Here is an 829-nt window from a genome sequence, read left to right as displayed (position 1 = left end):
TCAATTAGCACAGTTATTTTAGAATAAGCTATAGTAACTCTATATTTAGCAATCTGAGTAAAACCCTCATGACAAGACGCCATGCCCTACGAGATGACCAATGGGCGAGAATTAAAGACATTCTGCCAGGTCAACCAAATGACGTTGGTGTTACTGCAAAGGATAACCGCTTATTTGTAGAAGCCGTCTTGTACCGCTATAAAACAGGCATACCTTGGCGTGACCTACCTGAGCGTTTTGGCGACTTTAGAGTGATTCATACTCGTTTTAGCCGTTGGTCACAAAAAGGCGTATGGGAACAGGTTTTTAATCAGTTGTCTGAGCAATCCGATGATGAATATGCCATGCTAGATGCCACTATTGTTAAAGCCCATCAGCATAGTGCTGGAAAAAAAGGGATCAAGCCATCGGTCGCAGTAAAGGTGGACTGACGACCAAAATACATACTCGTACAGATGCGCTAGGCAATCCTACAGGCTTTTATTTGACGGGTGGCGGCGCTCATGACTTGCAGGGGTCAGACGTGTTGTTAGATGTCAGTATTAGCCAAACCTGGCTTGCCGATAGAGCTTATGATGCTGATGCCCGTGTCATTGAACCGATTAAAGCCGTACAAGGCAACGCAGTTATACCGTCTAAGTGTCATCGGTTGCAGCCAAGAGACTTTGACAAAGAGCTCTATGAAGCACGGCATTTAATTGAGAACTTCTTTGCCAAGATTAAGCAGTATCGTGCGATTGCTACTCGCTATGATAAGTTAGCCCGTCATTTCTTGAGTGCTATTTATCTGGTTTCTTGTGTCATTTGGCTTAATTGATGACACGCCCTA

General features: G+C 44.1%; 1 pseudogene. It reads left to right on the top strand.

The window, feature by feature from the left end:
- The first annotated feature begins 68 nt into the window (after positions 1-68).
- Positions 69-817, top strand: a pseudogene (locus JMX91_RS13205) (IS5 family transposase).
- The last annotated feature ends 12 nt before the right edge of the window (positions 818-829 follow it).

The sequence above is a fragment of the Psychrobacter sp. Pi2-1 genome, assembly GCF_904846645.1.
Taxonomy (GTDB): Bacteria; Pseudomonadota; Gammaproteobacteria; order Pseudomonadales; family Moraxellaceae; genus Psychrobacter.
The sequence above is the reverse complement of the archived record's forward strand: the minus strand, read 5'-3'. Positions and strand labels throughout refer to the sequence as shown.